Below are 6890 nucleotides of genomic sequence, written 5' to 3' on the forward strand. Positions count from 1 at the left end.
GGTAAATCGCCATTAATCATATTTGATGATGCCGACATCGATACCGCTGCTGATATTGCCATGATGGCAAACTTCTATAACACAGGTCAGGTATGTACTCAGGGCACGCGTGTCTTTATCCCTATAGCCTATCAATCTAAGTTTGAGAAAGCTATCCTAACGCGTGTAGAGCGTATAAAGCTCGGCGATCCGATGGATGAGAGCATTAACATGGGGCCATTAGTTAGCTTCCCGCACATGGAAAGAGTGCTTGGCTATATCGAGCAAGGTAAAGAGGGCGGCGCGCGTTTATTGACTGGCGGTGAACGTATCACAGCAGGCGAGCTTGCCAATGGTGCATTTGTCGCACCAACTGTCTTTACTGATTGTAGCGATGATATGACCATCGTGCGCGAGGAAATCTTTGGTCCAGTGATGTCGATATTGACTTATGAGACTGAAGAAGAAGTCATCCACCGTGCTAATGATACTGAGTATGGCTTGGCAGCAGGGGTGGTGACCGCTGATTTGACCCGAGCGCATCGCGTGATTGGTCAGATTGAAGCCGGTATTTGCTGGTTAAATACGTGGGGTGAGTCACCTGCGCAAATGCCAGTTGGTGGTTATAAGCATTCAGGTATTGGCCGCGAAAACGGTATTGAAGCCCTTGAGCATTATACGCAAACTAAATCTGTACAAGTAGAGCTTGGCAATTTTGAATCGGTATTTTAAGCACTCGTGTTGTGAAAATTTTTAAAACAGTAAGGTTGGCGTATTAGGAATAATTTGTCCTTTTAGCACAGCCTTACTGATATGAAATGATGGATTTTTTTAATATTATGGAGCGTTTTATGACATCAACCACACCTGAGTACGACTATATTATCGTCGGTGCCGGTTCAGCAGGAAATGTGCTTGCTACCCGATTGACTGAAGATGCCAACATTAAAGTATTATTATTAGAAGCAGGTCGTCCAGACCATCGCTTAGACTTTCGCACGCAGATGCCAGCAGCGCTCGCCATGCCGTTACAAGGAACTACTTATAACTGGGGATACAAAACCGATCCTGAACCGTATATGAATAACCGCGTGATGGACTGCGGTCGCGGCAAAGGACTTGGTGGCTCGTCTTTGATTAATGGGATGTGCTATATCCGTGGTAATGCACTAGATTTTGACGATTGGTCTGAGATCAAAGGCTTAGAAGATTGGACGTATTTGGACTGCCTGCCTTATTTTAAAAAGCTAGAGAATCGCGACGCTGGTGAAAATGACTATCATGGCGTCGGTGGTCCCGTTGAGATGACCACTGCCAAGCCAGGGGTGAATCCGCTGTTCCAAGCGATGATTGAAGCAGGTGTGCAAGCAGGCTATCCAAGCACGGATGATTTAAACGGCTATCAGCAAGAAGGCTTTGGACCGATGGATCGTTTTGTCACGCCTAATGGTCGCCGTGCCTCAACAGCTCGTGGTTATCTTGACCGCGCCAAACCGCGTAGCAATATCACCATTTTGACGGGTGCATTGACCGATGTCATCTTATTTGATGGTAAGCGCGCTGTTGGCGTCAAAGTAGAGCATCAAGGTCAAACTAAAAACGTCTATGCGTCTCGTGAAGTGATTGTCTCTTCTGGCGCGATTGCGTCACCGCAACTGTTGCAGCGTTCAGGTATTGGTCCTGGTCAATGGCTCAAAGATTTGGGCGTCAATGAGATTTTAGATTTACCGGGTGTTGGTAATAATCTACAAGACCATTTAGAGCTGTATATGCAGTACGAATGTAAGCTGCCAGTGTCGATTGCGCCTGCCAATAAATGGTGGAATAAGCCTGCAATCGGTGCGGAATGGCTGTTCAATGGCACAGGACTTGGGGCGTCAAATCAGTTTGAAGGGGGCGGCTTCATTCGTACCGATGAGAAGTTCAGCCATCCTAATATTCAGTACCATTTCTTACCATTAGCAGTGCGCTACGATGGTCGTAGTGCAGTGAAGTCTCATAGCTTCCAAGCGCATGTGGGCTCATTGCGCTCGCCAAGTCGTGGTCGCGTCAAGCTGACCTCAAAAGATCCAAGTGCGCATCCGAGCATCTTGTTTAACTATATGTCTCATGAGCAGGACTGGCACGAGTTCCGTGCTGCCATGCGTATCACTCGTGAGATTATGCATCAGCCAGCGCTCGACCCTTATCGTGGTCGCGCCATTGCGCCAACCGATGACTTGGTGACCGATGCGCAGCTAGACGAATATGTTCGTAATCATAGTGAAACTGCTTACCATCCATCTTGTACCTGTGCGATGGGCGAAGGCAATGATTCGGTCGTCAATGGCGAAGGGCTAGTACATGGCATCGATGGCTTGCGCGTCGTTGATGCATCGATTATGCCAAATATCATCAGTGGCAACCTGAACGCGACCACTATTATGCTGGCAGAAAAAATCGTCGATAAGATGCGCGGTGTACAGCTGCCACGTTCGACAGTAGACTATTTTACCGCAAATGGTGCACCGCTTAGAACTGAGCCAATGCGTGCTTACCGTTCTACTGTTTAAATAGCTATATGAGCTATTGGGCAATGAAATATATAAGACAATTTCAAAAAGAAGGCCTTTCTCAGTAAAGGTCTTTTTTATCAGCGCTAACGTTCATAAAGATGAAAACCGTTGTGGTTAAATCTGCTTATCATTTGCTTTGCTATTTTTTAATAGTTTACATCGCAATTTTTATTTATTGGTACTGCTTTGTGCGTCATGCAGTTATTTGTATGTCATACGATTATAAGTCATAAGATTATGACGGACAAAGCAATATCAGACCCTGTTTAATTTACCTATTGAGGTCTTTTATGTACAGCTCGCCATCAAAAGATGCGACTAAAGCCCTGACCCTAAACAAGACGGTTTTTTTAGGTTCAGCTATTATTTCTATTTTATTAATCATCTGGACGATTGCGTTTCCAGATTATAGTGAGACATTATTAAGCGCTAGCATGGCATGGGTATCAGAGAGTTTTGGCTGGTATTACATGCTGGTGGTTGCCGCTTATAGTATATTTGCATTATTTGTGGGCTTCTCTAAATACGGTGATATCAAGCTTGGTCAAGACCACGAAAAAGCACAGTTTCCTTTCCTAGCATGGGCCGCGATGCTGTTCTCTGCTGGTATTGGTATTGATTTATTATTTTTTGGTGCATCTGAGCCATTGATGCATTATTTGACACCGCATACAGGACTGGAGCCTGCTAGTGAGGCGGCCATGCGTGAAGCACTTGCGCAGACTTTTTTACATTGGGGTCTACATGGTTGGGGTATTTATGCACTGATTGGCATGGCATTGGCGTACTTTGCTTATCGTAAAAATATGCCATTAGCCTTACGGTCACCGTTGACACCTATCTTTGGCGAGCGTTTAATCAAGGGCTGGCTTGGTGACGGCATTGATACCTTTGGCGTCGTTTGTACCTTGATGGGTATTGCGACCAGCTTAGGCATTGGGGTATTGCAGGCCAATGCTGGACTGACCCATGTTTTTGGTATTGAATCTAGCAAAACAGTGCAGACCCTTATTATTATAGGTGTCGTTGCTGCTGCGGCTATTTCTGCGATGACAGGTGTGGAAAAGGGCGTACGCCGCTTATCTGAATTTAATATGTTATCGTCGATATTACTATTAATCGCTATATTGGTGATGGGTAATACGGTGTATTTGCTGAATACCTTTACCCAAAATATTGGTCAATACTTTCAAACCATCCTCTTTAAAACTTTTGATGTATATGCCTATGATGGTACTGCTGGTGCCGAGTGGAAATCAGGTTGGACGATATTTTTCTGGGCATGGTGGGTTGCTTGGGCACCGTTCGTTGGTCTATTTATCGCGCGTATTAGCCGTGGCCGTACCCTACGAGAGTTCGTCTTTGGCGTGATGTTTATTCCGCTTGGTTTCATTTTTGCATGGTTCTCTATCTTTGGTAATTCAGCGATAGACTTGGTTGCTAATGGGGCAACTGAACTTGGTGAAATCGCTGTTAATGACGCCGCCATGGGTATGTTTGCCTTGTTTGAGTATTTTCCTTACAGCGAAGTGCTGTCATTCGCTGGTGTGGTCATTGGTTTAGTATTCTTTGTGACATCAGCTGACTCAGGCGCTTTAGTATTAGCGAACTTGAGCTCAAGAGGCATGACCAATGATACTGATGCACCTGTTTGGTTGCGTTTGTTTTGGGCAGCAGCAACGGGTTTTATTACTTTAGGACTATTATTTGCAGGTGGCTTCGCCTCATTACAGTCAGTATCTGTGATTGCTGGTTTGCCGTTCTCGCTTATTCTTGTGCTCTATATGATGTCAATGTGGAAGTCGCTAAAAGAAGAAGGTAATAAGCGCAAAGCCAGTACGATTGGTACGGCTAATGTGCTTGATAGTGGTAAAAGCTGGAAAGCACGCTTGCAACGTATTGTCAGTTTCCCTAGACATGCACAAGTTGAACGCTTTTTACAAAATGTGGTCAGACCTGCCATGACGGAAGTTGAAAAAGAATTTGCTGCAGGCGGTCTAAAAACCTCTTTGGATATCCGTAACCCTGAACATATCGGACAAGATATAGATGAAGGCATGGATGAGAGTAGCGGTCAAATAGATGGTCTAAAATTACGGGTTGGACACGGTGATGAAGATGACTTTATTTATGAAGTTAACTTGATTAAAGCGGAACGTCCTAACTTTACATTGAGCACATCAACTAAGAACGCAGAGTACTATTATCGTGCGGAAGTGTTCTTAAGTGAAGGCTCGCAAGAGTATGACTTGGTTGGTTACTCCAAAGAGCAAGTGTTGGTCGATATCTTAAATCAGTACGAGCGCCATTTGCAGTATCTTCATTTAGAGCGTTAATGTCTAAGTAACACGCCGAAATTTACACTGACCCTATAAGTTGAATACAGCTTATAGGGTTTTTTTAAATCGTATTAAATAATCTTTCAGATATTGATTTGATATCAAATCTAGCAGTAATATGACCTGTTCAACCATTAAAGTTCCAACTTCTTTCTTTTCATCGTTTTCTGTATAGAAGACTCTATTGTTTGGATAGATGCTGCCACGTTTTATCAAGAAGATTAACAGTAATACTATTATCTGATGTGCTATCATTATTAAAAATGGTCATTCAGACCTATCGTGGGTTTAATGGTTTCGTAGCTGTCACTTGTGATTGTTAATCAGTCAATGACGGCACTACAACCTTGCAACTTCCAGCACGATATAAAATAACTCTGGTAAAGCGCATGAGCCTTTTCTCCGACAAAGTCATCCATGCCTTATTTGATTTGCCGAATTTGGCTTATTATTATACTTTTATTGTCGGAGTTATAGGAGTCTCACTTGTTTAATCTTCCTGCTACTCATTCCAAATATACCCGCTATTATAGACCGCAGCATTCTTTAGCGCGCCGTATCATTACTCAAATTGATAAGCATGAGCGCCGTCCTCAAGATCTTATAAAAGCCATGGGCTATCCGCTTAAGCATACCATTCCTGCTTGTGATCGTCTGCGTCACGTATTGTCTAGCGAAAAATTGGGATTGGACGGCAGTTATATCGATGCTTATTTTACCCCTGAGCAATTCTTAGAAAAGCTGGTTTCAGTACTTGATATACAGGATGAGGCGTTTGGAGAAGATATCGCTCAAATCAAATATGATTTGGCGCATTATGCGTATCCTTTACCCAAGTATCGTCTAAGAGCAGACGTAGATTTTGAGTTTACTGCCGGCGCAAATTGGATGTCTCGTGGCGGTGCCGCTCAACTGGCTCATATTCACTTGCCTGAGAATATTGCTAGAATGAATGAGACAGAACGTGATGTCATCGTACAAAAGTGTATTGATGAGCATTACAAAAACTATAAAGGCAATTTGCCATATGGCGGTATGATTAAAAGCTATTGGCTGACTATTGAGCATCATGGTGAGGTTGTTGGTAAAGTGGAATATGCGCTGCCAGTTAAATCGTAATAGCATGCCAATAACGTAAAAGACAAGCTTAAGTAGCAGGTTTAAAAACTCTCTCAATAGAAAACCGCCAAGCACTTTTTAGTATTTGGCGGTTTTTTTGAACTTAAATATATAAAGTATAAGCAGCTAAGCTTGAGTACAACGGTTTAAAAAGTGCCGCTAAGACCGACAAATAAACTCGTTGATTTGTCGTCATCACCTTGCGAGTGCGTGACACCTGCATTGGCATTTAATAGACCAAAGCTTTTGGACACGCCAAGTGTCATACCAAAGTTATCATCGTCGGTCTGTACTATCGGGGTATCAAAACTGATATTTGCTATGGTGTTAAGACGCGCAGAAGCCGATTCGCGATTATCACTCAGCTGTTTTTGGTAATGAACATCACCGAATATATTAAGTGTGTCGGCTAGGTTGTGATTGGCTTTCACGCCAAGCTTGCCATAAGTGGTGGTATATTTTTGCTCATCGAATTGCATAGCAATACCAGACATCTCTTGCTCTTTTAGCGCGTCCAATCTCACACGGCTAGCGGTTGCACCGATATATGGCGTGATAGCAAGGCTACTGAGCTGCATCGGATATCCTGCCTGTACATTGGCGTAATAACGTTTACCATCAGCATTCGAGTTAAATTCTTGTTTATTGCCACCAAGCGTGACCGCACGTGTGACATCAACGTCTAGATTACCAAAGCCAACCGCGCCATTAATCTGCACACCGCCGAGTTTGTCTAGCGTATTGCTATGATAAACACCAAAGCCTACTTCCTCTAAGTCGATATTGCTTAAGCCAGTGTGAACCCCTGAATTCTCAAATTCTTTTTGGGTAATATTGCCATACAGTCCTGTTACCGCATTTGCCGAATTAGGATGAGCAAAATCTACGCCTAATAATA

At 43.5% G+C, this 6890-nt stretch carries 5 protein-coding genes; 4 read left to right on the plus strand and 1 reads right to left on the minus strand.

All coding sequences use genetic code 11. The features are described from left to right. The 4 genes from VLN09_RS04820 to VLN09_RS04835 all read left to right on the plus strand — a co-directional run. On the plus strand, nt 1-711 hold a 711-nt coding region (locus VLN09_RS04820), incomplete at its 5' end, for an aldehyde dehydrogenase family protein (RefSeq protein WP_325244214.1). Nucleotides 712-830: 119 nt separating this feature from the next. Then, nucleotides 831-2531: a choline dehydrogenase gene (betA, locus tag VLN09_RS04825; protein ID WP_325244216.1), complete on the plus strand. Its 1701-nt coding sequence runs from the start codon at nt 831-833 to the stop codon at nt 2529-2531. Between the two features lie 293 nt (nt 2532-2824). Further along, complete coding sequence (gene betT, locus VLN09_RS04830; RefSeq protein WP_325244218.1) at nt 2825-4870, plus strand: choline BCCT transporter BetT; 2046 nt, start codon at nt 2825-2827, stop codon at nt 4868-4870. Between the two features lie 489 nt (nt 4871-5359). Next, complete coding sequence (locus tag VLN09_RS04835; RefSeq protein ID WP_325244220.1) at nt 5360-5992, plus strand: hypothetical protein; 633 nt, start codon at nt 5360-5362, stop codon at nt 5990-5992. Between the two features lie 146 nt (nt 5993-6138). Here the strand turns inward: VLN09_RS04835 and VLN09_RS04840 are convergent. After that, nucleotides 6139-6890: autotransporter outer membrane beta-barrel domain-containing protein (locus tag VLN09_RS04840; RefSeq protein WP_325244222.1), on the minus strand; the 752-nt coding region annotated here is incomplete at its 5' end.

The organism is Psychrobacter sp. (assembly GCF_035469765.1).
GTDB lineage: Bacteria > Pseudomonadota > Gammaproteobacteria > Pseudomonadales > Moraxellaceae > Psychrobacter.

Bases quoted from the DNA above. Each gene is read 5' to 3' on its own strand.
- betA (WP_325244216.1), top strand. From the start codon at position 831: ATGACATCAACCACACCTGAGTACGACTATATTATCGTCGGTGCCGGT.
- betT (WP_325244218.1), top strand. From the start codon at position 2,825: ATGTACAGCTCGCCATCAAAAGATGCGACTAAAGCCCTGACCCTAAAC.